Here is a 23,421-nt window from a genome sequence, read left to right as displayed (position 1 = left end):
TCCTACAAGGCCTTGCGCAGGTTGGCAGGCGCGATGCGCAGCGCCTCGCGGTACTTGGCCACCGTGCGGCGCGCGCATTCGATGCCCTGCTCCTTGAGCATCTCGGAAACCTGGCTGTCCGACAGCGGCTTTTTCAAGTCCTCGGCGCTCACGAACTGCTTGATCAGCGCGCGCACCGCGGTGCTGGAGGCGTTGCCGCCGGTCTCGGTGCCCAGCGCCGAGCCGAAGAAGTACTTGAGCTCGACCGTGCCGTAGGGCGTGGACATGTACTTGGCGGTGGTCACCCGGCTGATGGTGGACTCGTGCAACCCCAATTCGTCGGCAATCTCGCGCAGCACCAGCGGGCGCATGGCGAGCTCGCCGTGGACGAAGTAGTTCTTCTGCCGCTCCACGATCGCGTTCGACACGCGCAGGATGGTGTCGAAGCGCTGCTGGATGTTCTTGATGAACCAGCGCGCCTCCTGCAGCCGTTGCGAGAGCGCCTGGCTGCCCTCGCCCTTGTGCGCCTTCAGCGCGCCGGCGTAGATGTCGTGCACGCGCAGCCGCGGCATCACCTCGGGGTTGAGCGTGACGCGGAACCTGGCGTTGGTGCCCTGCCCGATGCGCGTGACGATCACGTCGGGGATGACGATGTTGCGCTCGACGTTGGCGAAGCGGCGCCCGGGCTTCGGCTCCAGCCGCGCGATCAGCTGCAGGGCGGCGCGCACCTCCTCCTCGTTGCTGCGGGTGAGCGTGGCCAGGCGCTTGAAGTCGCGCTTGGCGAGCAGCTCCATCGGCTGCTTGCAACTCGCGATCGCGGTCCTGCGCACCTGCTTCTCTTCCTCGGCGTCGTCTTCGCCCTGTTGCGCGCGCAGCTGGATGGTGAGGCACTCTGCCAGGCTGCGCGCACCGACGCCGACCGGCTCCAGGCTCTGCAGCAGGCCGAGCGCGACCTGGAAATGGTGAACCAGCTCGTCGAACTGCTCGTTGTCGTCGCCGGCCAGGCCCGAGGCCAGGGCCGGCAGCGAGTCTTCGAGGTAGCCGTCGTCGTTGAGCGACTCGATCAGGAAGCGCAGCGCGGCGCGGTCGTTCTCCTCGAGTCGCAGGGCCAGCGCCTGGCGATGAAGAAAGGATTGCAGCGTCTCCTGGCTGCTGGCGAGCTCGGTCGCGTCGGGGCGCTCGCTATCGCCGGTGCCGCTGTTGCGCGCGGGCGCGTCGCCGCCCCATTCGCTGTCGTCGGGCGCCAGGTCGACCGTGCCGTCGCCTTCCCAGTCGGGCTCGCCCTCCGGGCTGGCCGTCTCGGTGTCCGCAGTAGAGGCTGGTGCGCTGTCCACCGGCGCCGCAGCCGGCCCGGCGACGAACTCGGCCTCGGCTTCGCCCTGGCGGTCATCTTCGCGCACCGGCGCGTCGGCCGATTCGAGCCCGAACTCCTCGCGCGGCGCCTCGTCGGCGGTGCGCTCGAGGAAAGGGTTCTCGTCGAGCATCTGCTCGACTTCCTGGCTCAGCTCGAGCGTGGACAACTGCAGAAGCCGGATCGACTGCTGCAGTTGCGGTGTCAGCGCGAGGTGCTGCGAGACGCGCAGCGAGAGCCCTTGCTTCATGGATGACAGGCCTACATCCGGAAGTGCTCGCCGAGGTAGACGCGTCGCACTTCGGCGTTATCGACGATCTCCGAGGGCGTACCTTGTGCCAGCACGTGCCCGTCGCTGATGATGAAGGCGTGGTCGCAGATGCCCAGCGTCTCGCGCACGTTGTGGTCGGTGATGAGCACGCCGATGCCGCGCTCCTTCAGGAAGTTGATGATCCGCTGGATCTCGATCACCGCGATCGGGTCGATGCCGGCAAAGGGCTCGTCCAGCAGGATGAAACGCGGCTGGGTGGCCAGAGCGCGCGCAATCTCGACACGGCGGCGCTCGCCGCCCGACAGCGCGAGCGCCGGAGAATCACGCAGGTGGTCCACGCGCAGGTCATGTAGCAGTTCGCTCAGGCGCTCGTCGATGCGCTGCTTCGACAGCGGCAGCGGCCGGCCGTCGCCGTTCGGCTCGCGCTGCAGCTCGAGCACCGCGCGCACGTTCTCCTCGACCGTCAGCTTGCGGAAGATCGAGGCCTCCTGCGGCAGGTAGCTCAGGCCCATGCGGGAGCGGCGATGGATCGGCATGTGCGCGATCGGCACGCCGTCGATGCTGATCTCACCCGCGTCGGCCCGCACCAGGCCGACGATCATGTAGAAGGAGGTGGTCTTGCCGGCGCCATTGGGCCCCAGGAGCCCGACCACCTCGCCCTTGTCGACGCCGAGCGAGACGTCCTTGACCACCTTGCGACTGCCGTAGGTCTTCTGCAGGCCGCGCGCCTCGAGGCGGCTGCCCGTTGCGTTGCCGGTGCCATGTGCGGCCATATCGGGGTCCGCCCTCACTTGCGTTCTTCCCCGCCGAGCGTGGTGGTCGAGCGCAGTCCGCTGCCGCTCGCCGGTGCCGCGGCAGGGGCTGTGGCCGGCCGGGCGCCGGGACCCGGCGCCGACGCAGCGGGCTTGGGCGTGAGAATGGCACGCACCCGCCCGCCCTGCGTGGCGACGCCCGCATTGGGTGGCAGCGAGGAGCCGTTGACGGTGAAGGTGTCGTTGCTCTGGTCGTAGACGATCAGCGGCCCACTGCTCTCGTCGTTGACGGTGGCGCCGTAGAGCCGGCGCATCACGGCGCGGCGGATGAATTTGACGTTGTCGGCGCGGCTGTCGTATTCGATCACCTCCGACTCGCCTTCGATCCACTCGTCGGTGCCGGCGTCGCGCTTCTGCTTGTAATAGGCCAGCTTGCCGGGCGCCGCGGTGACCACGCCGTACTGGTAGCCCTCGGGGTCCTGCCGCACGTCGATGCGGGTGCCGCGGATGATGATCGTGCCCTTGGTCACCACGACGTTGCCGGTGAACACGCTGGTCTGCTTGAGGTCGTCATAGCGCATGGCGTCGGCCTCGATGTTCATCGGTTTCGTGCGGTCCGCCTTCTCGGCCAGCGCGAGCGGCGCGAGCCCGGCCAGCATCAGGGCGAATACGAAAGCACGACAGAAGTTGATAGGGCGGGGGGAATTGGGAACGAAATCATAAAGGCACGAAACTTGCTGCGATTGTATGCGTCCTCATGGACCGGACTTCGAGCACCCGGCTGAAAAATGGCCACCGACGCTCTCTCGCTTCGTGTGGTTGCTGCCCCCGACGGGGCCTTTCATCCTTGGACCTGCCGGCGATGGAAAAGGCCCGCCGAGGCGGGCCTGCTACGGAAGAGAGAAGTGGCTTCAGGCGCTCTTGCGCGCTTCGCCGACCAGGTAGTCGGTGACCTGCAAGGCGCGCTCCATGCTCCGCGCAAGGTCGCCGTCCACATACCAGCGCCCCGCGATGCCGAGCGAGGGCACGCCAGCCACCTGGTAGGCGTCCTGCAGTTGCTTTGCGCGCTGGATCTTGCTGGCGACGCTGAAGGACTTGTACTGCTCGGTGAACTTCGCCTTGTCGAGGCCGTTGGCGGCGGCCCAGTCGATGATCTGTTGCTCGCCCGAAAGGTTCTGGCGCTGCTGGTGGATGGCGTTGAACACCTTCAGCTGGTATTCGTCCACCTTGCCCATGGCCTCGAGCGCGTAGTAGAGCTTTTGCTGCGGCTGGAAGCTGGCCTGGAACGCGACCGGGACGCGCTTGAAGGCCACGTGCGGCGGCAGCTTCTTGATCCAGCTCTCGAGCGCGGGCTCGAAGGCGTTGCAGTGCGGGCAGTTGTACCAGAAGAACTCGATCACCTCGACCTTGCCGGCCGGCGCATCGACCGGCACGCGCTTGTCGAGCACTGCGTAGTCGGTGCCTGGCTTGGGCGCCAGCGCTTGCGCGTGCGCGGGGGAGATCAGAGGAAGCAGCCCCAGCGAGGTGGCGGCCAGCGAAAAGTCACGACGTTTCATGTGTAAGGTTCTCCTGTGCGGCTGACAGAGCCCGCGGCGGCGCCGGGAGTTCCCCGGAACGGCGCGGGTGCGAAAAGAAGACGAAGGCTCAGCGCTGCACGCGCACCAAAGCCGATTCGAGGCCGCCGCCGTCGAGCCGTTCCTTGAGCCGGTCGGCATCTTCCTTCTTGTTGAAAGGCCCCGCGCGCACCCGGTAGACGGTGCGGCCGGCCTGCTCGCGCTCGGTGACCCGTGCTTCCACGCCCATCAGCGAGAGCCTGGCGCGCTGCGTCTCGGCGTCGTCGGGGGTGCGGAAGGCGCCGGCCTGCACGAAGTACATGAAGGGATCGCTGCTGCTGGGCGGCGCGGCGGCGGTCGTCGTGCCGGCGCCCGAACGGGACCGCGCGAGATCGCCGATGGGGTCGTTCGACGGCGGCAGTGCATTGGCTTCGGCAGGCACGGGCGCACGCGCGGCGCGTTGCTGTTGCTGCTGAGCGGCGGGCGGCACCACCACCGGCGCCGGGGCGGCCTGCGGCGCACCCGGTGCGGCGGCGGCAGAAGGCGGCGGCGGCGCGGGCGCGGCCGGCGGCTCCGGCGGACGCACGGCGCCGGCCTTGCCGGCCAACGGGGCGTTGGGATTCCAGTCGCGGTTCTTGCGGGCCTCGGCCTCGTCCTGCTCGGGGCCGCCGCGCTGGGTCTTCGTCATGAAGGGGATGGGCACCTTGGTCACGTAGACCGCGATGCCCAGTGCCACGCCGAGGCCCAGCACCAACCCGATGATCAGGCCGATGACGATGTTGCCGCGTTGTCGTCTTTTGGTCATGGTGAGGGTAGCAATCACATCTTGCGCGGCGCGCTCACGCCGAGAATCGCGAGGCCATTGTGCAGCACCTGCGCGGTAGCGGCGACCAGCGCCAGGCGGGCCAGTTTCACCGGCTCGTCGTCGACCAGGATGCGCTCGGCATCGTAGTAGCTGTGGTAGGCCGCGGCCAGCTCGCGCAGGTAGAAGGTCACGTCGTGCGGAGCAAAGTCTTGGGCCGCGGCGGCCAGCATGTCAGGGTACTTCCCCAGCATCAGCAGCAGCGACTGCGCGGCCGGACTCTCGAGCGGCGAAAGCTCCGCCTGCGCGAGTGCAGCCGCGTCCCCTCCCCAGCTCGCCAGCACCGAGCAGATGCGCGCATGAGCGTACTGCACGTAATAGACAGGGTTGTCGTTGTTCTGCGCCAGCGCCAGGTCGATGTCGAAGGTGTACTCGGTGTCCGGCTTGCGGCTCAGCAGGAAGAAGCGCACCGCGTCGGTGCTGGTCCACTCGATCAGGTCGCGTAGCGTGACGTAGCTGCCGGCCCGCTTGCTGATCTTGACCTCCTCGCCGCCCCGCATCACGCGCACCATGGTGTGCAGCACGTAGTCGGGGTAGCCGGGCGGTATGCCCAGCTTGTCGAATTCGCTCACCGCCTGCAGACCGGCCCGCACGCGCGCGATGGTGCCGTGGTGATCGGTACCCTGGATGTTCACCACCTTGTGGAAGCCGCGCTCCCACTTGGCGATGTGATAGGCGACGTCAGGCACGAAGTAGGTGTAGCTGCCGTCCCCCTTGCGCATCACGCGGTCCTTGTCGTCGCCGTAGTCGGTCGACTTCAGCCACAGCGCGCCGTCCTCCTCGTAGGTCCTGCCGGCCTCGACCAGCTTCTTCACCGTGGCTTCGACCCGGCTGCTGGTGTAGAGGCTGGACTCGAGGTAGTAGTTGTCGAAGTGCACCTGGAAGGCCTTGAGATCCAGGTCCTGCTCGTGGCGCAGGTAGGCCACTGCGAACTGGCGGATCGAATCGATGTCTTCCACATCGCCGCTGGCGGTGTATTCGCGGTCGTCCGAGCGCACCGTCTTCCTCGCCTTGAAGTCGTCGGCGATGTCGGCGATGTACTCCCCGTTGTAGGCCTGCTCGGGCCATTGCGGATCGCCCGGCTTGAAGCCCTTCGCGCGCAACTGGGTGCTGGTGGCCAGGGTCTGGATCTGCACGCCGGCATCGTTGTAATAGAACTCGCGATACACCTGCGCGCCCTGGGTGGCGAGCAGGTTGCAGATGGCATCGCCCAGTGCGGCCTGGCGACCGTGGCCCACATGCAGCGGGCCGGTGGGATTGGCGGAGACGAATTCGACCAGCACGCGATCGCCGTTGCTGTTGCCGTCGCCTTTGCTCTCGTGTTTGCCGGCCGCGCGGCCGAAGGCCTCGCCCGCGGCGAGCACCTCGTGCACCACTTGCTGCTTGGCCGCGGTCTTGAGGCGGATGTTGAGAAAGCCCGGGCCGGCGATCTCGATGGCATCGACCCATTGCTGGAAGGCGGGCGTGGCGCGCAACGCGGCGCTGATGTCCTCGGCGAGTTCGCGCGGCTTGCGGCCGAGCGGCTTGGCGAGCTGCATCGCGGCCGTGCAGGCGAGGTCGCCATGGGCCGCGACCTTGGGCGATTCGAAGACGGCCTTCGCGCCGGCGCCGGGGGAGAGGGATTCGAGCGTGTTCGCGAGTGCCGCGAGCAGCGCCTGTTTAACCAATAGCATCGCGGGATTTTACCGGGGGCAAACCCGGCACCTGGGCGGCGACGGTCATCCGCCGGTCAGGGGCGGCCGTTAGCATGGGCGGCCCCGGCCGGGGCTGCCTTCACAACCCACCCCGAGGACATCACACCATGAAGAAGCTTCTCCCCCTGATCGTTATGGCCGCCTGTCTTTCCATCGGAGCCGCGCATGCCCAGGACAAGGCCGCTCCGGCCGCCAAGACCGCTCCGGCGCTGTCTACCACCCCGACCTCACCCACCGCCAATGCCCCCACCACCGCCCAGCAAAGCAAGATGGGTACGTGCAACAAGGAGGCCGGCGACAAGAAGGGCGACGAGCGAAAGGCCTTCATGAAGACTTGCCTCTCGGCCAAGCCGGTGACGCAGCAGGACAAGATGAAGACCTGCAACGCCGATGCCAAGGCCAAGACACTGAAAGGTGACGAGCGCAAGGCCTTCATGAAGGAATGCCTCTCGTCCAAGCCGGCTGCCTGAGTTTCTTCACTTCCACCATCCTGGCCTCGCGGGCACCTGTCCGGCGAGGCTTTTTCATGTCCACGGGCGCCTCCGGCTGCGTGGCCACGCAGCGCACCGGCTCGCGCTGAAGCATTGACCGACGCCGGCCGCATGGCGCTACCCCCGTGCGCCGAAGCCGCGCGCCAGGAACACGGCCACCAGCGGGACGAGCGCGATCAGGTGGGCCTGGATCATCACCAGCTTGCGCGTCTTCCTGATCTCGGCCGCATCGGGCAGCGTGCCGCTGGCACGTACCGCCTTGCGCCAGCGGAAGTACGTGAGCGTCGGGAAGATCGAGAGCACCCCGATGATGATGAAGAGTCCGAGCTTCACGTGCAGCAGCGGATTGGTCCAGTACCAAGCCGTGCCTTTGATGCCCCACCAGGTGCGTGCCACGCCGGTGAGGAGCACGGCGATGGCCGCGATCCCATACACCATGTCGACCCGGGCAATGCGCTCGACCGCCGCCGCGTTGAGCCATTCGACGCGGCACAGGGCGGCCTCGCTCGCGATGAAGACCACCATCGTCAGGATGGCCAGGAGATGCACGTACGCAAGGATCGCTTCGAGGGTCATCGGGTTCTTTCCGTGGAAGTCGCGGTCGCTGCGATTGTGCCGCCCCAGAACTCGGTCCGCGCATAGTGGACCTTCAGAAAGTCCAGCCACAGCCGCACCCGCAGAGGCAGGTGCTTGCGCTGGGGAAACACGGCATAGATGCCGTTGGGCGGTGCGGCGAACTCGTCGAGCAGTGGCACCAGCAGGCCGGCGTCGATCTCGGCCTCCACTTCCCAGGTGCTGCGCCAGGCGATGCCGTGGCCGGCCAGGCACCAGTCGTGCAGTACCTGGCCATCGGAGCAGTCCAGTGGACCGCTGGGCTTCAGGTAAACAACCTCTTGCTCCCCGGCGTCGGCCGGAATGCGAAACGCCCAGCCGCGGGTCTGGGAGGCGTCGCTGGATAGCGTCAGGCAGGCGAAGCGTGCCAGCTCGTTCGGATGCCTCGGCGCGCCATGCAGACGGATGAACTCCGGCGTGGCCACGCAGCGGCGGCGGTTGTCGGCCAGCCGCACGCTGACCAGCGAAGAGTCGGGCAGGTCGCCCACGCGCACTGCGCACTCGAAGCTCTCGCCGGCCACGTCGATCACGCGGTCGCTGAGATTGAGCGAGATCGTGACCTCCGGGTGCAGGGCGTGGAAGCGGGGCACCAGCGGCGCCACATGGCGGCGGCCGAAACCCGCCGGCGCTGTCACCCGCAGGTGGCCGCTGGCCTTGACGCCGCCCGCGCTCACGCTCGCTTCGGCATTGGCGAGCTCGACCAGCAGGCGCTGGCAGTCCTCCAGGAAGGCGCTTCCCTCGTGCGTGAGGGTGATGCGACGCGTGGTGCGCAGCAGCAGCTTGACGCCGAGACGCTCTTCCAGCGCATCGAGGCGCCGGCCCATGATGGCGGGCGCGACGCCCTCGGCCTTGGCGGCAGCCGTGAGGCTGCCGCGGGCGGCGATCGCGACGAAGGATTCGAGCTGCTTCAGGCGGTCCATCGGCGGGGATTATCCGGAGGAGGCCAGGGCTCATGCCGTGAGCCCCTTCGGCGGCAGGACGGGCGTATCGACAATCTTGCCCCAGGGCCCCTCGCCGCGCATGGGAGCGGGAGCAGCCGCTTCAGTCCGCGCAGGCCGGGCTCACCACCGTCTCGGTGCTGGCGCGCGACTGTTTCCTCAGATCTTCTCCACCTTGCGCTCTAGCGGCGACTGCAGCCCACGCTAGGAAGTGCGGCCCGCACGGGCCAGTACGCGCAAGTCGACGCCTTCGGCCTTGCGGTCCCAAGTGGCGGCCTGGACGCCGCGCTGGCGCAGCGCCGCCTTGCGCACCTTGTTGGTCGGGGTGCGCGGCAGCTCGTCCAGCGTGTCGATGTAGCGCGGCACCATGAAGTGAGGCAACACCCTCGCCAGGTGGGCGAGCAGCGCGCGGGGGTCGAAATCCGCCCCGGGGACCACGACCAGCAGGACGTCGTCGTCGCTCGCGAACTCGGAAGGCACGCCCACGGCCGCGCATTCGCGCACGGACGCGTGCTGCATGGCGGCCACCTCGATTTCGTAAGAGGAAATATTTTCGGCGCGGCGACGGATGCGGTCGCCGAGGCGATCGACGAAGTGGTAGTACCCGTCGGCATCCTTCCAGGCCAGGTCGCCGGTGTGGAACCACAGGTTGCGCCACGCCTTCAGGGTCGCCTCGGGCATCCCGAAGTAGCCCTGCATCAGCGTCCAGGGCCGCCGGCCGCGCACGACGATCTCGCCAGCGGCTCCCTCGGGCGCGGGAAGGTCGGTGTCGGGGTCGACGAGTGCGATCTCGTACTCGTCCGAGACGAGCCGGCCGCACCCGGGCCGCAGCGGCTCGTCGAGCGAATTCCACAGGGGGATGTTGACCTCGGTCATGCCCCACACCTCCAGCCCGCGGATGCCGAAGCGGCGTTCGAAGTCAGCGGCAATATGCCGGGGGAAGGGCGAGGTCGCGAGCCTGCGCAGCGGGTTGTCGGCGTCGTCGGGTCGCTCGGGCGTCGCGTGGATCATCTCCAGCATCGGTCCGTGACCGATCGACACCGTGGCACCGCAGGCGCGGAGGCGCTGCAGCCATTCGGCCGCGTCGAAGGCGCGGTCGATGCACACCTGGGCGCCGGCGATGAGGGCCGCGTAGATCGCCACGTAGCGCGGCGACATGTGGAAGAGTGGATGGAAGATGTAGTAGACGTCGTCTTCGCGCACCTGAAGCTGGCGCGCCGATTCGAGCGAGACGAGGTAGGTCTGCGCGTGCGGCAGCATCACTCCCTTGGCGGGCCCGGAAGTGCCTGAGGTGAAGATGATCGATGCCAGGTCCTGCGCGCGCGCGCCGGGCGCCTTCCAGCCGGCCGAGGGTTGGGAGGGCGCCGGCAGCGGCGCGAGGGTGATGCGGCCGAATCGGGCGCTGGCGGCCGTCGGCACGGGTGCATCGGCCGCGTCGTCGAAGTGCAGCGCCCGCGCGAGCAGCGGCAGCTGTCCCTCGCTGTCCGCGAGCACGCCGAGGTGGCGCGTGCCGATGAGCATGAGCCGCGCCTGGGAGGTGTTGAGGGCGTGCTCCAGCGGACGTCCGCGGTAGGCGGTGTTGATGGTCACGTCGATGGCACCGAGCAGGTTCAGCGCGAACCAGCCGCGCAAGGTGGCCAGGCAATTCCCGCCCATGATCACGACCCGCTCGCCCGGACCGACCCCCTCACGCTGCAGCGCCTCGGCAAGGCCGAGGACCTGGTCCTGGAATTGCCGGAAGCCCAGCGCTTCGCTGCCGACCATCCGGATGAAGGGCGCATCGCCGGAATGCAGGACACGCTGCGAGAGTGCATCGCCCAAGGTCCATTTCTCGAAGGGAAGGTCGAGCATCGTTCCTTTTGTCGCTGGAGTGGATTCAGCGGTGTTTGTACACCGGCTTGCGCTTTGCAGCGAAGGCCGCGGCCCCTTCCTTGTGATCCTCCAGGGCAAACGTGGTGTGCGCAAGGCGCCGCTCGAAGCGCACGCCCTCGGCCAGCGGCACCTCGAACGACCGGTTCAACGCTTCCTTGGTCATGTAGATGATCGGCCGCGAGAGCTCGGCGATCTGCGTCGCGACGCGCAGCGCCTCTTCGACCAGGCCATCGGCAGGGACGATGCGGCTGACCAGCCCGCAGCGCTCGGCTTCGTTGGCGTCCATCATGCGGCCGGTGAGACACATCTCCATGGCCTTGGACTTGCCGATGGAGCGCGACAGCCGCTGGGTGCCGCCCGCGCCGGGCATCACCCCCACCTTCACTTCGGGCTGGCCGAAGCGCGCGGCCTCCGAGCACAGGATGAAGTCGCACATCATCGCCAGCTCGCAGCCGCCGCCGAGCGCGAGCCCGTTGACCGCCGCGATGATCGGCTTGCGGCAGCGCGTGGCCTCTTCCCAGTTTCGGGTGATGAAGTCCTCCAGCAGCGCGTCGGCGTAGCCCTTGTCGGCCATCTCCTTGATGTCCGCGCCGGCGGCGAAGGCGCGTCCGGTGCCCGTCAGAACCATGCACCCGATCGCCTCGTCCGCTTCGCAGGTGCGGATGTGCGCGGTGAGCTCGTCCATGAGACGTGTGCTCAGCGCGTTGAGGGCATCGGGCCGATTCAGCGTGATCAGGCCCACGGGGCCACGCTTCTCCAGAAGCACGATCGGTGCCTCCATGCTCATGCCTCCCGGATCTCGAGCGCGACGAAGCGCAGCACGTGGTCGCCCACGAGCACGACCTCGTCGTCCTGGTTGGTGACCTTCAGGGCGGCGTAGGCGCGGTCTCGCTCGATGTCGATGCGCGCGATCTCGTAGTGGATGCGGATTGTGTCGCCGAAGAAGACCGGCTTGACGAAGCGCAGTCGGTCATAGCCGGCGGAGACCCCGTCGACGCGGTACTTGATTCCGAACATCGCGGCCGCGGCCGAGGTGAAGCCGACCACGAGTGCGCCCTGCGCGATGCGCGTGCCGAAGCGGGAGCCCTTCATGTAGCGCTCGTTGATGTGGTTGGGCGAGAAGTCGCCGCAGATGCCGGCGAACAAATAGACGTCGGATTCCGAGATGGTCTTCTCGATGGCGATCTTGTCGCCGATCTTGATGTCGCGGATGGTGGCCCGGGGGCCGGTGTCGAAGTCGACGAACATGGAGTCTCCTTGGGATGTTGGATGTCTGTCAGTGAGCGGGTGAGGTCAGGCGATCACGCGGTCGCGTCGCAGCCTTTCGATGTCCGCCTCGGTGTAGCCAAGTTCGGCAAGCACCTCCTCGTTGTGCTGTCCGTGCAGCGGTGCGGGACGTGCGGCAATGGCGCAGACGGCAGACATGTGCAGCGGGTTGCCGACCGTGCGCACGGCGCCGTGCACCGGGTGGTCGAACTCGATCATCATGCCGTTGGTGTCGATCTGCTCCTGCGCGATCGCCTCGTCCAGCGTGAGCACCGGCGCGCACAGCACGTCCTCGCGGTCCAGGCGCTCGAGGCATTCCGCCGTCGTGAAGCGTGCGAAGGCCGGCGCCAGTAGCTCGAAGATTGCGCTGCGGTTCGGCCCCCATGAGGCCTTGTCGGCGTACTCGGGGCGCGCGGAGAGGTCCTCGATCCCGAACGCGCGGCAGATGTCGGCAAGCGGGTTCGGCCGGAACACACCCACCAGGGTGACGGCACCATCGCGGGTCGGGAATATGCCGATCAGATTCTGTGTGACCCAGTTGACCGGCTTGCCGCGCAGCAGCTGCTGCGTGACTTCCTGTTGCTGCATCGCGAGCAGCACGTCCAGCAGGCAGACGTCGATGCGCTGGCCCAGGCCCGTGCGCTCGCGCTGGTAGAGCGCCATCAGGATGCCCTGCGCGAGGATCATCCCGGACGTGAAGTCCCCCAGCGCAGTCGGGAAGAGCTGCGGTACACCCTGCGCGTCCGGATTGCGTGACGCGATGCCGGAGAGCGATTGGGCGAGGAAGTCCTGCCCGCCCTTGTGGGCGAGCGGGCCACGCGGGCCGAAGCCGGAGCCCGCCGCATAGATGAGGCGCGGATGACGCGCGTGCAGCTCGTCGAAACCCAGTCCCAGGCGCTCGGCCACGCCGGGGCGGAAGTTGTGTACCAGCACGTCCGCCCGTTCGAGCAGCTGGCGGATGATCTCGCGCCCGGCAGGCGTCCCCATGTCCAGCGCCATGCCGCGCTTGTTGCGGTTGAGGCCGAGGAAGTAAGCGCTCTGGCCCTCGGCTTCGGTGATGTAGGGGTCCGTCGTGCGGGAGATGTCGCCGTCGCCCGGCCGCTCGATCTTGACGATCTCCGCGCCGAAGTCCCCGAGCACCTGCGTCGCGCAGGGCCCGAACTGGACCTGCGTGAGGTCGAGGATGCGCACGCCGTGCAATGGAAGGGTCTCGTCTGCCATCTTCAGCGCCTTACTTGGGGTCCAGGTTCTTGAACTTGCCATCTCGCACGGTCACGTAGAACAGCGTGTCCTTGTTCCAGCTGTCGTGGTCGGTGGCGGAGAAGCGGATCGGCGCTGCCGCGTATCCCTTGATCGGACCCATGGTCTCGACCTTGTCGCGCAGGCTGGGGCCGTCCGTCGCGCCGGCCTTGAGCCCTTGCACGACGGTGGCCATCGCGTTGGCGCCCAGCAGCGCACCGAAGCCCGCGACGCCGCCCTTGTTCTTGAGCAGGTCGAACAAGTCGGCGAGCGGACCAGCCTCGTCCGGGTTGACCAGCGCGGGCGCGATCAGGTTCTCCGCCGCCTTTCCGCCGTTCTTGATGATCTGCTTTTGCACGATGCCAGCCATGCCGTACACCGGCACGTCGAGGCCGACCTCCTGCAGCTTGCGCAGCAGCGCGCCCGCGGAGCCGGTGCTCGACGTGGCGAGGAACACGGCGTCGGGCTTCGCGTTGCGGATCCGGGTGGCTTGCGCGGTAAGGTCGGTAGCGGCCTTGGGGGCGGAGGCGTGCTCGACCACTTCTACCTGCCCGCTCTTCTTGGCCACTTCGATCATCATCGCGGAGGCCTGCTGGCCGTAGGCGTCCTCTTCCGAAAACACGGCCAGCCGCTTGCGCTTGTCGGCCAGGATGCGATCGAAGCTCGCGGGCAGATCGGTGCTGATCGGCACCGACATGCGGAACATCCACTTCGAGAAGGCCTCCTTTGGATCGGTCACCGACTGCGTGCCCACCATCGGGAACACCGGAACCTTGGAGCGCATCGCGAGATCCGCGAACGCCAGCGTTTCGGAGCCGGTCGTGGCGCCGATGATGGCGATCACCTTGTCGTCGAGGATCACCTGGTTGGCCAGGCGCGCCGCTTCGGTCGGGTTGGTCTTCGTGTCCTTCACGATCAGCTCGATCTTCCGTCCGTTGATGCCCCCGGCGGCGTTCGCGCGCTCGGTCACTGACTCGATCGCGGCGCGCTCGTCGGCGCCGTAGGCCGCGGCGGGGCCCGACAGCGCGACCAGCAGGCCGACCCGGAAGGGCTCGTCCTTGGCCTGGGCGGCGGCGTGAAGCGGCAAGCCGCAGATGCCGAGCGCGAGCGCCGCGGCCAGGGTGAGGCGTCTGCCAGTACGGTGTTCCATGGTTGTCTCCTGTGGGTCAGTGGGAAAGTGTTGCGGCGTCCTGCCGCTGTAGATAGAGGCCGGCGATGCGCTCGCGGTCTGCGAGCGCGGCGCGCGGGCCGGAGTGGACGATTTGGCCGCCCACCAGCACGAGGAAGCGGTCGGCCACCGCTTCGACGAGATACTGGTTCTGCTCGACCAGCAGGATGGGCAGGCCGCGCGCGCGCAGGTTGCGCAGCACTCCGGCGAGTTCGTCGACGATGATCGGCGCGAGCCCTTGCGTCGGCTCGTCCAGCAGCAGCACGCGCGGGCTGCATGCCATGCACTTGGCAATGGCGAGCATCTGCTGCTGGCCGCCGCTGAGCGCGCCCGCCGCATCGTTCCAGCGCGTGCGCAGGAAGGGAAAGAGGTCGATGGCGTCTTCCAGCGCCTTGCCGCGGCGTGCGCGGTCGGACAGCAGCGCGCCGAGGCGCAGGTTGTCCGCCACCGTGAGCGATGGGAAGAGCCCGCGGTTGTCGGGCACCGTGGTCAACCCGGTGCCCACGCGCCGCCAGGCGGGCAGGCCGTCGATTCGCTGGCCGTCCAGCGCGATGGAACCGCTGCCGGCGACCGTCCCGTTGAGCGCGCCGATGAGGCTGGTCTTGCCCGCGCCGTTGGGCCCGATGAGCGCGACCAGTTCCCCGGGATCGACCTGCAGGCTGACCGGGCGGCAGGCCATGAGATTCCCATAGCGCGCCGAGACGCCTTCGACAACGAGGCCGCGCGCGGTCGGAAAGGTTTCAGGCTGCGACATGCTGTCCTCCGAGATAGGCGGTGACGACTTCGGGATCGTTGACCACCTGCTGCGGCGACCCCCCGGCCACGACCTCGCCGCGCACCAGCGCCAGCATCTGGTCGCTGAGCTCGGCGACGAAGCCGACGTTGTGTTCGACGAGCAGCACGCCGACCTTGCGTTCGGCGGCCTTGCGGATGGCGCGCGCGAGCAGCCTGCGGTCGTGCTCGTCGATACCGGCGGCCGGCTCGTCCAGCAGCAGGTAGCGCGGCTCGCTCGCAATGGCGCGTGCCACCTCGAGCAGGCGCTGCCGGCCCAGCGAGAGCGCGCCGGAGCGCTGGTGCGGATCAGTGGTCAGTTCGAATTGCGCGATCAGCGCCTCGGCCTGCTCGCGCAGGCCACCCTCGTGCCGGCGGCGCGCCGCCGTCGAGAAGAAGCTGCCGGCCAGCGACGGCTTGTTGCGCGAGTAGAAGCCGAGCATCACGGCGTCGAGCACGCTCGCATCCAGGTCCAGCCGCGGCGTCTGGAAGGTGCGGGAGATGCCGAGCTGGATGCGGCGGTCGAGCGGCAGCGAGGAGATGTCCTGGCCCTCGATCTCGACCGTGCCCTCCTGCGGCACCACGACGCCGGTCAGGCAGTTGAAAAGCGTGGTCTTGCCCGCGCCATTCGGTCCGACGAGGCCGGTGATGGAGCCGCGCTCGACCTTCACGCTGACTTTGGTGAGGACCTTCAGACCGCCGAAGGCGACGCTGATGTCGTGGGCATCCAGGCTCATCGCAGCACCCCCGCGGAAGGCGTCGAGCGCGCCGTGTTGTCGGGTGCGGACCCCGGTGGCCGCGCTACCGGCGAGGCGCCGCGCCTGCGCAGCCATGTGAGAGGTCGCAGGCTCAGGAGCCCGTCGGGCGAGAACAGAAGCACCAGGATCAGCAGGGTGCCGAAGAATATGCCCTGGCTCTCGGTGCCCGGCAGCAGGTCGCTGGCGAGCGTGAAGAACACCGCGCCGACGATCGGTCCGAGAACCGACTTGCGCCCGCCCAGGACGACCATGAACAGCACGTTGGCCGACAGCGCGATGGCCAGCGAATCCGGCGCCACATAGCCCAGCGTGTGTGCGTAGAACCATCCGCCCAGGCCGGCGACTCCGGCGGTGAGCGAGAACATCATGGCGAGGTCGAAGGGCACGCTCACCCCCATGGCCTGCGCGAGCAGGTGGTCCGTGCGGATCGCATTCAGCGCGCGGCCGCGCAGGCTCGACATGTAGTTCACGTAGCCGATGACCAGCAGCAGCACCAGCGCCCACACGGCGAAATGCGAACCGATGCGCGAGTTGCCGATGAAGGGCAGCGTGGGAATGCCGTTGATGCCGATGAAGCTGCCGGTGAAATCGCCCCCGCGCTGCAGCGCGACCTCGACCACGGTGCCGATCGACAGCGTCACCAGTGCCAGCGAGAGCTCCGGCAATCGCAGGATCGGCTTGGAGATGACGAAAGCGATCAGCGCAGGCAGGAGCACGGCGGGCAGCAGCGACACCATCGGCGGCACGCCGTAGCGCGTGCTCAGGATCGCGGTGGTGTAGCCGCCGATGGCCGCGAACGCGCCCTGCGCCAGCGATACGGTGCCGCCCTGTCCGTACAGCAGGCCGAGCGGCAGTGCGAGCAGCGCATAGATGCCGATCGTGGTGGACGTGGTGTAGACCGATCCGCGGAACTGCCCGAAGACCGTCGCGACGAAGAAGCAAACGACGAGCACGCCGGCCGTGCTGCCCCACTTGCGGGCAAAGGTGGTGCTCTGGGTCATGGCCGTGCTCCGGAGAAGGCCGCACTGGGCAGGCGTCCCGATGCCAGGATCACGATGATCAGGGCAGCCGGCACTGCATGGGCCCAGCCGCTGGGCAGGTAGGTCTGGCTCAGCGACTCGGCCAGGCCCACGAAGAGGCCGCCGAAGAAGGCGGGCAACGGGCCGCGCTTGCCGAGCACGACGGTGCTGCTGAAAGCGATCGTCGTGAACGTGAAAGCACTCGCATAGGTCATGCCGATCGACATCGCCGCGAGGACGCCGCCGATGCCTGCGATGCCCGCGCACAGCACGAAGGTGAGGAATTGCGTGCGCTTGACGGGAATGCCCACGAGCGATGCGCCCTTGGACGAGATCGCGCACGCTCGCATGCGCAGCCCCGCCGGCGACTTCTTCAGCAGCACGCTGAGGGCCAGCATCAGCACCGCGCTCAGCGCCAGGTTGAACATGCCCTGCACGCTCAGCACCGCGCCGCCGAATTGCAGGTGTCCACTCATGCGGTCGACGAACTGGTTGTCCGTGCCGACCACCACGAGGATCGCAGACTCCACCAGCAGCATGAAGGCGAACGTGGCGAGCACGATCGGCATCGCGTCCTTCATGAGCCGCAGCGCGTGGAAGCCGAGAAAGACGGAGCCGGTCACGCAGCCGAGCCCCATTGCAGCTGCCAGGCCGACGACCGGCCCCCACGGCAGGCCGAGCGCCGCGACGACCACCCCCGCGACGACCGCGTAGGCGCCGATCGACACGTCGATCACGTCCGTGGTGACCCAGATGACGCTCATCGGCACCGCGAATAGCGCATAGATGGCACCGAGAAAGATGCCGTTGAACAGGATTTCGAGAACCATGTCTTCTCCTTGAGCGGAAGGTGCGCGCCTGGCCCGGTCAGCGCAGGCGGTGGCGCAGCTCGGCGGCCGCCTGGATGAAAAAGCCCTGGCCGTAGAGCGTGGTCGCGAAGGGCACGCCAGGTCCGCCGGGCGGGACCTGCACGCCAGGGATCGCGCCGTCGGCTTCGATCGAGCCTGCGACGATGCGCAGCGCGCGCTCGGCCTTCTCGATGTAGCCGGCGTCGAGCCAGCCCTGGTTCACCGCCTTGGCGGCGCTGTAGGCGAACATGACGGTGCCCGAGGCCTCGAATTTCGCGTTCTCGTCGTCGAGGATGTTGTGGAAGAAGCCGCAGCGGTCCTGGTGCGCGGCAATGGCCTCGAAGACTCGCCGGCCCAGGTCCTTCAGCCGTGCCGCGCCGGCGTGGTCCGTGCCGATCTGCTCGATGGTGTCGACGAGACAGCAGGTCAGCCACCCGTTGCCGCGGCACCAGAACGTCGATTGCAGGTAGCTGTCGGGCGTCTCGCGCCAGGCATGACGAGCCAGGTGCAGTTCGGGATCGACCAGATGGCGGACGTAGACGTCGATCTGTTTGAGCGCCTCGTCGATCAGCGCCGGGTTCTGCTCGATACGGCCGAGGCGGGCGAGGAACGGGCACATCATGTAGATGAAGTCGATCCACAGTTCCGGTCCTTCCTTGCGCACCCAGAACCCGCCGTTGCGCGTGCGGGGACCGGCGAGCAGGGCCTGCGCCTGGCGCTTGGCTGCCTGCAGCAGGCGGGCGTCGCCGTCGCGTTCGTAGTAGGCGAGAACGTTGAAGGCGAGCGCGGTGGAGAGCGCTGCGGTCGGCGTGAAGACGGCGGCATGGCCGTTGGCCAGCTCGATGCGCTCGTCATAGCCCAGGTAGCCTCGCGAGGACTGGACGTCGACCATGCGGTCGACCCACTGCCGCGCCTGCGCCACCGCGGCTTCGTCGTTCCACATCAGGATGCCCGTGATGGCGGGCGACTTTTCCCAGACGTCGCGTTCGTAGGGATGGGCGAGCGTGTAGTCCGTCACGCGTTGCACGGCGGAATCGAGATCGAATTGAGCCACTGGTGTCTCCGTTGATTGCAGGGGGAAAGGGTTGCGCGGGCGCTTCAGGCCACCTTCGGCAGGCGCTGCGCCTGCCACTGTTGCCAGAGCGCCTCCTTGCGCTGCTGCGCTGCATCCGCGTGGCGCTCGCGCACATGGCCGTAGCCGCGGATGTGCTCCGGCAGTTCGGCGATCGCGACCGCCGTCTCCAGGCGCCCGGCATCGAGCCCTTGGAGCAGGCGCTCGATGTCCGCTTCATAGCTGGCGATGTCGCGCAGCGCATAGCGGCGCTCGTCGTTGCGGCGGAAGGGATCGAACGGCGTGTTGCGCAGGCCGCGCAGGCGCGCCAGCCAACCCATCGCGGTCAAGGCCCAGGGACCCAGTTCGCGTTTGCGCGGCAAGCCGGTGTTCGGATCGCGGGTCGCGAAAGGCCAGGCTCCGATGTTGAAGTGCAGGCGGAAGTCGCCTTCGAACGCGGCGTCGAGCGATTCGCGGAACTCGGGCGAGGCGTACAGGCGCGCCACCTCGAACTCGTCCTTGTACGCCAGGAGCTTGTAGTAGTAGCGGGCGACGGCGCGAGTGAGACGCTCGCTGCCTTCCAGGGGTTGCCCGGCCTGCGCGACGCGGTCGACCAGCGCGCGGTAGCGGGCCGCATAGGCGCGGTTCTGGTACTTGACGAGCTCGCCCTCCCGGTGTGCGATCAGCTCCGGCGTCTTGCGTGTGCGGGAAGGCACGAAGTTCACCACGCTGCTCGGGCGGGCCTGCGATTCGACCGCCGGCAGGTCGACGGCCGCGCGCCGGCCCCAGAGGAAGCTCTTCTGGCTCGACTCCACGCTGACGCCGTTGAGCACGATGGCGCGCTCCAGCGCGTCCAGGCTCACCGGCAGCCAGCCGCGCTGCCAGGCGTAGCCGAGCAGGATCATGTTGGCGGCGATGGCATCGCCCATCAGCGCCGTCGCAAGGCGCGTGGCGGGCAGGCCGTCGGTCTGGGAGCCGGTGGCATGCGCGATGCGCTCGACGAGCTCCTCGGGCACGACTTTCCAGTCGGGGTTGCGCGCAAAGGCGCTGGTTGGCGACACCTCCGTGTTGACGGCGACCCGCGTGCGGCCCGGCACCATCTTCGTGACCGCATCAGGGCTCGCGCTCACGATGAGGTCGCATCCGACGACGAGGTCGGCCTCGCCGCTTGCGAGGCGAGCGGTCTTGATACGGGTGGCGTCGGGTGCAATGCGCACATGCGACATCACGGCACCGTACTTCTGGGCGAGGCCGGTCATGTCGAGCGCGCTGGCCGCATGGCCGTCGATGTGCGCGGCCATGGCCACTATGGCGCCGAGCGTGATGACGCCCGTGCCGCCGATGCCGGTGATCAGGATCGCGTAGCCGTCGTCGATCGCGGGCAGGGTGGGCTCCGGCAACGATCCGAAGCTGCCATCGCCGCCCTTCGGCGCAGCGCGCTTGCGCAGGCTGCCGCCGCGGACGGTCACGAAGCTGGGGCAGAAGCCTTCGACGCAGGAATAGTCCTTGTTGCAGGTGGACTGGTTGATGCGGCGCTTGCGGCCAAACTCGGTTTCAAGCGGCTCGACGGAGAGGCAGCCGCTCTTCTCGCTGCAATCGCCGCAGCCCTCGCACACGGCGGCATTGATGAAGGTGCGCGTGTCCGGGTCGGCATGGCGGCCGCGCTTGCGCAGCCGCCGGCGCTCGGTTGCGCAGACCTGGTCGTACAACAGCACCGACACATCGGGATACTCGCGCAGCTCGCGCTGCACGGCGTCCAGGTCCCGGCGGTGGCGGACCGGCACGCCGGCTGGCAGCTGCATCGAGGGCGCGTCGTAGCGTGACGGATCGTCGGCCACGACAACGATGCGCTTCACGCCTTCCGCGACGAGCTCGTTGACCATCTGCACGGTGCTGAGCTCGCCGTCGATCGGCTGGCCGCCCGTCATCGACACGTAGCCGTTGACCAGCAGCTTGTAGGTGATCGGCACATGCGCGGACACCGCCTGCCGGATCGCGAGGAAGCCGGAGTGAAAGTAGGTGCCGTCGCCCATGTTGGCGAAGATGTGCTTCTCGTCCGTGAAGGGCGCCTGGCCCACCCACATTGCACCTTCCGCGCCCATCTGGCCGACGGTGCCGTAGGGGTCGCGGCCGGTCAGGAGCACCATCCCATGGCATCCGATGCCGGCAAAGGCGCGGCTGCCCTCGGGCAATTGGGTCGAGGTGTTGTGCGGACACCCCGAGCAGAAGGTGGCGGCGCGGACGACCGACGGGAGCCTGGTGCTCTCAGGATTCGCCGGTGCCTGGTAGGACAGCCCCAGCACGCGGGCGATGCGCTCCGCGATCAGCGGCGGTGCGAGTTCGCCCACCGACGAGAACACCGCATCGCCGCGATCCGGCGACCACTCGCTGCTGCCGTCGAACTTGCCGACGATGCGCGGCTTGCTCGCCAGCGGCGCGTCGTACAGGATGGACTTGACCTGGTGTTCGAGGAGCGGGCGCTTCTCCTCGACCACGATGAGCGTCTCCAGGCCTTCGGCCAGGCGCTCGACGACCTGCGGGTCCAGGGGCCACACGAGCCCGACCTTGAGCACGCGCAGCCCGGCTGCGCCGGCCTCCTCATCGGTGGGCAAGCCGAGGCTGCGCAGCGCCTGCCGCACATCGGCAAAGGCCTTTCCGGCAGAGATGATGCCCACGCGCGCGGAAGGATGGTCCGCCACGATGCGGTCGATGCCGTTGGCGCGCGCGTAGGCCTGGGCGGCATACAGCTTGTGTTCGTAGAGCCGCTGCTCCTGCGCCTGGGGCGAGATGTCGTTGCCGCGGATGTTCACGCCGTCCGGAAGGGGCGAGGAAGGCGGCATCTCGATGCGCGGGCTTTCCTCGCCGACCTGGACGCTCCCCGAGCTCTCGACCACATCGGTCACCACCTTCATGGCGACCCAGCAGCCCGAGTGGCGGCTCATGGCGATGCCGTGGAGGCCGAAGTCGAGGATGTCCTGCACGTTGGAGGGATAGAGCACCGGTATGCCGCTGGCCAGCAGCGCGTAGTCGGACTGGTGCGCGGTGGTCGATGACTTCGCCGCGTGATCGTCGCCCGCGATCGCCAGCACGCCGCCGAAGCGCGAGGTGCCCGCGGAGTTGGCGTGCTTGAAGGCGTCGCCGCTTCGGTCGACGCCCGGCCCCTTGCCGTACCAGATGCCGAAGACGCCGTCGTAGCGTGCACCGGGCACGCTGCCCACGTACTGCGAGCCCCAGACCGCCGTCGCCGCAAGGTCCTCGTTCACGCCCGGCTGGAAGTGGATGTGGTGCTCCTTCAGCAGCTTCGCCTGCGACCACAGCTCCTGGTCATACCGGCCGAGCGGTGAGCCGCGATAGCCGGAGATGAAGCCGGCGGTGCGCACGCCATGGCTTTCGTCCCGCCTTTGCTGGTCCATCGGCAGCCGGACCAGGGCCTGCGTGCCCGACATGAAGATCTGCCCGCTGCGCTGCAGGTACTTGTCGTCGAGGTCGATCTGCAGAAGCGATTCTGCCGGCGTGCGTGCATTCATCCTAAGTCCGTCTCCGTTGTGGGCACCTTGCGCAAACCGGCATTTCCATTTAATACTATCCAGCCGGTATGTGAATTGAAGCCGATGGTACAGCCCGAATCGCAACAGGTGCAAGGCAGTGCGCTACGGGTTGTCCCTCGGATCGCGTCACTTTGCGTCACCAATGCGACGACGCGACCACGATCGCCCCTTCGATCCCGTGCTCGGCACGCCCGCTTCACGACAGCACCACAAAGGAGACGTGTTGACCGTATCGAATCCACTGAAGCCGCTCGACGGCATCCGGGTCATCGACATGACCCGCCTTGCGCCCGGGCCCTACGGCACGATGCTGCTTGCAGACCTGGGGGCCGAAGTCATCGTTGTCGGCGGAGGCCGCGCCGGCCCGCCGGTGTCGAGCTTTTCGCGGGGCAAGCGCTTCATCACCCTCGATCTCAAGACGGACGAGGGGCGACTGGCGCTTCTCCGGCTCTGCGAAAGCGCGGATGTCTTCATCGAAGGCTTTCGGCCCGGCGTTGCCGATCGGCTCGGCGCTGGCTATGCGGCGCTTTCGGCGAGCAACCCTCGGCTCATCTATTGCTCGCTCACGGGCTACGGGCAGAGCGGGCCGCGTGCGCAGGAGGCCGGGCACGACATCAACTACCTCGGCTACACCGGCGTGCTTGGTTCGCTCGGGCCGCATGACGGGCCTCCGCAGGTGCCGCTCAACGCCATCGCCGACATGGCGGGCGGAGGCATGCTCGCGGTGATCGGCATCCTTGCGGCGCTGCAGGAGCGGCACCGTACCGGTCTGGGCCAGCATGTCGACGCGGCGATGATCGACGGCTGCATGTCCCTGATCGCAATGCACTTTCCCGCCTGGCAGACCACGGCGATGCCACGGCGCGGCGACGGCTGGCTCGCGGGCACCGCGCCCAACTACCGCTGCTACGAATGCGCAGACGGCGGCTACATGGCCGTCGGCTCACTCGAACCCCAGTTCTTCAAGGCGATGTGGCAGACCCTCGAGCTCGGCGACCCGCCCGACGCGATGAGCCACAGCACCTGGCCCGCCATCGAACGCACGCTCGAGGCGACCTTCCGCAACTTGCCGCGTGATGCCTGGGTTGCGCGTTTCGAGGGCGTAGATGCATGCGTCACCCCCGTGCTGGCACCCGACGAGGTGTGGCAGGACCCGCAGATCCGCTCGCGCGTGGATCCGCAGCACCCGCAGGAAGTGCCGGCCATCCCGCGGTTCAGCCGTTCCAAGGTCGCGCCGGCGCCGATCGACCTCGATGACCACAGTGTCGAAATCCTTTCCTCGGTCGGGCTCACGCCTCGCGACATCGAGGCGGCCAGCCCGCCATCGCAGCGCAGCAAGCAGGACGGGCTTTCATGGCCGCCGCGATTCACCGACTGA

General features: G+C 68.0%; 21 protein-coding genes. 2 read left to right on the top strand and 19 right to left on the bottom strand.

Translation table 11 applies throughout. The annotated features are described in order from the left end of the window. Nucleotides 1-2: 2 nt before the first annotated feature. From G3W89_RS25700 to argS, 6 genes are all read right to left on the bottom strand, one after another. The gene (locus tag G3W89_RS25700; RefSeq protein WP_162576799.1) at nucleotides 3-1,580 is read right to left on the bottom strand and encodes an RNA polymerase factor sigma-54; all 1,578 of its coding nucleotides are present in this window, start codon (nucleotides 1,578-1,580) and stop codon (nucleotides 3-5) included. A gap of 11 nt (nucleotides 1,581-1,591) precedes the next feature. Continuing rightward, a complete protein-coding gene (gene lptB, locus G3W89_RS25695; protein ID WP_162576798.1) occupies nucleotides 1,592-2,374 on the bottom strand; it encodes an LPS export ABC transporter ATP-binding protein in 783 nt (260 codons plus the stop codon). A gap of 14 nt (nucleotides 2,375-2,388) precedes the next feature. Continuing rightward, nucleotides 2,389-3,012 (bottom strand): lipopolysaccharide transport periplasmic protein LptA, encoded by a 624-nt coding sequence (lptA, locus tag G3W89_RS25690; protein ID WP_162576797.1) that lies wholly within the window; start codon nucleotides 3,010-3,012, stop codon nucleotides 2,389-2,391. 252 nt (nucleotides 3,013-3,264) lie between these two features. Beyond that, nucleotides 3,265-3,909 (bottom strand): thiol:disulfide interchange protein DsbA/DsbL, encoded by a 645-nt coding sequence (locus G3W89_RS25685; protein WP_162576796.1) that lies wholly within the window; start codon nucleotides 3,907-3,909, stop codon nucleotides 3,265-3,267. 88 nt (nucleotides 3,910-3,997) lie between these two features. Then, the gene (locus G3W89_RS25680) at nucleotides 3,998-4,711 is read right to left on the bottom strand and encodes an SPOR domain-containing protein (RefSeq protein ID WP_162576795.1); all 714 of its coding nucleotides are present in this window, start codon (nucleotides 4,709-4,711) and stop codon (nucleotides 3,998-4,000) included. 14 nt (nucleotides 4,712-4,725) lie between these two features. After that, the gene (gene argS, locus G3W89_RS25675) at nucleotides 4,726-6,441 is read right to left on the bottom strand and encodes an arginine--tRNA ligase (protein ID WP_162576794.1); all 1,716 of its coding nucleotides are present in this window, start codon (nucleotides 6,439-6,441) and stop codon (nucleotides 4,726-4,728) included. 128 nt (nucleotides 6,442-6,569) lie between these two features. Here argS and G3W89_RS25670 point away from each other — a divergent pair, with 128 nt between their 5' ends. Next, complete coding sequence (locus tag G3W89_RS25670; protein ID WP_162576793.1) at nucleotides 6,570-6,932, top strand: PsiF family protein; 363 nt, start codon at nucleotides 6,570-6,572, stop codon at nucleotides 6,930-6,932. A gap of 138 nt (nucleotides 6,933-7,070) precedes the next feature. Here the strand turns inward: G3W89_RS25670 and G3W89_RS25665 are convergent, their stop codons facing one another. The 13 genes from G3W89_RS25665 to G3W89_RS25605 form a co-directional block, all read right to left on the bottom strand. Beyond that, the gene (locus tag G3W89_RS25665) at nucleotides 7,071-7,529 is read right to left on the bottom strand and encodes a DUF2214 family protein (protein WP_162576792.1); all 459 of its coding nucleotides are present in this window, start codon (nucleotides 7,527-7,529) and stop codon (nucleotides 7,071-7,073) included. After that, nucleotides 7,526-8,485: a LysR family transcriptional regulator gene (locus G3W89_RS25660; protein WP_162576791.1), complete on the bottom strand. Its 960-nt coding sequence runs from the start codon at nucleotides 8,483-8,485 to the stop codon at nucleotides 7,526-7,528. The genes G3W89_RS25665 and G3W89_RS25660 overlap by 4 nt, the downstream gene beginning before the upstream one ends. Before the next feature lie 222 nt (nucleotides 8,486-8,707). Then, a complete protein-coding gene (locus G3W89_RS25655) occupies nucleotides 8,708-10,354 on the bottom strand; it encodes an AMP-binding protein (protein WP_162576790.1) in 1,647 nt (548 codons plus the stop codon). Between the two features lie 25 nt (nucleotides 10,355-10,379). Beyond that, a complete protein-coding gene (locus tag G3W89_RS25650) occupies nucleotides 10,380-11,156 on the bottom strand; it encodes an enoyl-CoA hydratase (RefSeq protein WP_162576789.1) in 777 nt (258 codons plus the stop codon). A gap of 2 nt (nucleotides 11,157-11,158) precedes the next feature. Next, nucleotides 11,159-11,623, bottom strand: a complete 465-nt coding sequence (locus tag G3W89_RS25645; RefSeq protein ID WP_162576788.1) for a MaoC family dehydratase — start codon at nucleotides 11,621-11,623, stop codon at nucleotides 11,159-11,161. Between the two features lie 45 nt (nucleotides 11,624-11,668). After that, complete coding sequence (locus G3W89_RS25640; RefSeq protein ID WP_162576787.1) at nucleotides 11,669-12,862, bottom strand: CaiB/BaiF CoA transferase family protein; 1,194 nt, start codon at nucleotides 12,860-12,862, stop codon at nucleotides 11,669-11,671. 10 nt (nucleotides 12,863-12,872) lie between these two features. Beyond that, a complete protein-coding gene (locus G3W89_RS25635; RefSeq protein ID WP_162576786.1) occupies nucleotides 12,873-14,030 on the bottom strand; it encodes an ABC transporter substrate-binding protein in 1,158 nt (385 codons plus the stop codon). Between the two features lie 16 nt (nucleotides 14,031-14,046). After that, nucleotides 14,047-14,802, bottom strand: a complete 756-nt coding sequence (locus G3W89_RS25630; protein WP_162576785.1) for an ABC transporter ATP-binding protein — start codon at nucleotides 14,800-14,802, stop codon at nucleotides 14,047-14,049. Continuing rightward, on the bottom strand, nucleotides 14,789-15,556 hold the full coding sequence (locus G3W89_RS25625; RefSeq protein ID WP_162576784.1) for an ABC transporter ATP-binding protein: 768 nt from the start codon (nucleotides 15,554-15,556) through the stop codon (nucleotides 14,789-14,791). Before G3W89_RS25625 ends, G3W89_RS25630 begins: the two co-directional genes overlap by 14 nt. Further along, nucleotides 15,553-16,578 carry a branched-chain amino acid ABC transporter permease gene (locus G3W89_RS25620; protein WP_162576783.1) on the bottom strand — a complete coding sequence of 342 codons (1,026 nt, stop codon included), beginning with the start codon at nucleotides 16,576-16,578 and terminating at the stop codon, nucleotides 15,553-15,555. Before G3W89_RS25620 ends, G3W89_RS25625 begins: the two co-directional genes overlap by 4 nt. Then, nucleotides 16,575-17,426, bottom strand: coding sequence for a branched-chain amino acid ABC transporter permease (locus tag G3W89_RS25615; protein WP_162576782.1), 852 nt, complete (start codon nucleotides 17,424-17,426; stop codon nucleotides 16,575-16,577). Before G3W89_RS25615 ends, G3W89_RS25620 begins: the two co-directional genes overlap by 4 nt. A gap of 37 nt (nucleotides 17,427-17,463) precedes the next feature. Further along, a complete protein-coding gene (locus G3W89_RS25610) occupies nucleotides 17,464-18,498 on the bottom strand; it encodes a glycoside hydrolase family 88 protein (RefSeq protein WP_162576781.1) in 1,035 nt (344 codons plus the stop codon). Between the two features lie 44 nt (nucleotides 18,499-18,542). Beyond that, a complete protein-coding gene (locus tag G3W89_RS25605; RefSeq protein ID WP_162576780.1) occupies nucleotides 18,543-22,022 on the bottom strand; it encodes an indolepyruvate ferredoxin oxidoreductase family protein in 3,480 nt (1,159 codons plus the stop codon). Nucleotides 22,023-22,266: 244 nt separating this feature from the next. Between G3W89_RS25605 and G3W89_RS25600 the strand changes: the two genes are divergently transcribed. Further along, entirely contained in the window at nucleotides 22,267-23,421 is a 1,155-nt protein-coding gene (locus tag G3W89_RS25600) for a CaiB/BaiF CoA transferase family protein (RefSeq protein ID WP_443083187.1), read from the top strand.

This window comes from Variovorax sp. PBL-H6, assembly GCF_901827155.1.
In the GTDB taxonomy this organism is placed as follows: Bacteria; Pseudomonadota; Gammaproteobacteria; order Burkholderiales; family Burkholderiaceae_C; genus Variovorax.
Note: the sequence above shows the minus strand (reverse complement) of the source record. Positions and strands in the feature narration are given on the sequence as shown.

What these genes read in the sequence shown, in the direction of transcription:
- argS (WP_162576794.1), bottom strand. Translation starts at nt 6,441, where the DNA reads ATGCTATTGGTTAAACAGGCGCTGCTCGCGGCACTCGCGAACACGCTC.
- G3W89_RS25635 (WP_162576786.1), bottom strand. Translation starts at nt 14,030, where the DNA reads ATGGAACACCGTACTGGCAGACGCCTCACCCTGGCCGCGGCGCTCGCG.
- G3W89_RS25685 (WP_162576796.1), bottom strand. Translation starts at nt 3,909, where the DNA reads ATGAAACGTCGTGACTTTTCGCTGGCCGCCACCTCGCTGGGGCTGCTT.
- G3W89_RS25660 (WP_162576791.1), bottom strand. Translation starts at nt 8,485, where the DNA reads ATGGACCGCCTGAAGCAGCTCGAATCCTTCGTCGCGATCGCCGCCCGC.
- G3W89_RS25605 (WP_162576780.1), bottom strand. Translation starts at nt 22,022, where the DNA reads ATGAATGCACGCACGCCGGCAGAATCGCTTCTGCAGATCGACCTCGAC.
- G3W89_RS25615 (WP_162576782.1), bottom strand. Translation starts at nt 17,426, where the DNA reads ATGGTTCTCGAAATCCTGTTCAACGGCATCTTTCTCGGTGCCATCTAT.
- lptB (WP_162576798.1), bottom strand. Translation starts at nt 2,374, where the DNA reads ATGGCCGCACATGGCACCGGCAACGCAACGGGCAGCCGCCTCGAGGCG.
- G3W89_RS25630 (WP_162576785.1), bottom strand. Translation starts at nt 14,802, where the DNA reads ATGTCGCAGCCTGAAACCTTTCCGACCGCGCGCGGCCTCGTTGTCGAA.
- G3W89_RS25640 (WP_162576787.1), bottom strand. Translation starts at nt 12,862, where the DNA reads ATGGCAGACGAGACCCTTCCATTGCACGGCGTGCGCATCCTCGACCTC.
- G3W89_RS25665 (WP_162576792.1), bottom strand. Translation starts at nt 7,529, where the DNA reads ATGACCCTCGAAGCGATCCTTGCGTACGTGCATCTCCTGGCCATCCTG.
- G3W89_RS25680 (WP_162576795.1), bottom strand. Translation starts at nt 4,711, where the DNA reads ATGACCAAAAGACGACAACGCGGCAACATCGTCATCGGCCTGATCATC.
- G3W89_RS25700 (WP_162576799.1), bottom strand. Translation starts at nt 1,580, where the DNA reads ATGAAGCAAGGGCTCTCGCTGCGCGTCTCGCAGCACCTCGCGCTGACA.
- G3W89_RS25645 (WP_162576788.1), bottom strand. Translation starts at nt 11,623, where the DNA reads ATGTTCGTCGACTTCGACACCGGCCCCCGGGCCACCATCCGCGACATC.
- G3W89_RS25625 (WP_162576784.1), bottom strand. Translation starts at nt 15,556, where the DNA reads ATGAGCCTGGATGCCCACGACATCAGCGTCGCCTTCGGCGGTCTGAAG.
- G3W89_RS25650 (WP_162576789.1), bottom strand. Translation starts at nt 11,156, where the DNA reads ATGGAGGCACCGATCGTGCTTCTGGAGAAGCGTGGCCCCGTGGGCCTG.
- G3W89_RS25620 (WP_162576783.1), bottom strand. Translation starts at nt 16,578, where the DNA reads ATGACCCAGAGCACCACCTTTGCCCGCAAGTGGGGCAGCACGGCCGGC.
- G3W89_RS25670 (WP_162576793.1), top strand. Translation starts at nt 6,570, where the DNA reads ATGAAGAAGCTTCTCCCCCTGATCGTTATGGCCGCCTGTCTTTCCATC.
- G3W89_RS25655 (WP_162576790.1), bottom strand. Translation starts at nt 10,354, where the DNA reads ATGCTCGACCTTCCCTTCGAGAAATGGACCTTGGGCGATGCACTCTCG.
- lptA (WP_162576797.1), bottom strand. Translation starts at nt 3,012, where the DNA reads ATGCTGGCCGGGCTCGCGCCGCTCGCGCTGGCCGAGAAGGCGGACCGC.